This window comes from Photorhabdus viridis, from assembly GCF_040256935.1.
Taxonomy (GTDB): domain Bacteria; phylum Pseudomonadota; class Gammaproteobacteria; order Enterobacterales; family Enterobacteriaceae; genus Photorhabdus; species Photorhabdus viridis.
This window is the reverse complement of sequence record NZ_JBEJZY010000446.1, coordinates 1-233: the sequence shown is the minus strand read 5'-3', so window position 1 is coordinate 233 and position 233 is coordinate 1. Positions and strand designations below refer to the sequence as shown.

The 233-nt window shown below is 68.2% G+C and carries 1 protein-coding gene; it reads left to right on the top strand.

Annotated features, from left to right (window positions below; all coding sequences use genetic code 11):
* A partial coding sequence (locus tag ABR397_RS24085; protein WP_350307885.1) for a DUF637 domain-containing protein occupies nucleotides 1-233 on the top strand: 233 nt, incomplete at both ends.

Below are 233 nucleotides of genomic sequence, written 5' to 3'. Positions count from 1 at the left end.
GGCCGCCGTGACGGCAGGCGCAGGCATAACGGCTTCGGTGGCCGGGTCAGCCGCAGGGACGGCAGGTTCAGCGGCGACGGCAGCGGGGGCGACCGCCAGTACCGCCGCTACTGTGGGCTCAATGGCTTACGGCGCGACGGCTTCCGGCATGGCGGCGCTGGCCTCTCAGGCGGCGGTCGCCCTGATTGATAATCAGGCCGACCTATCCAAAACCTTAAAAGCGATGGGCAGCA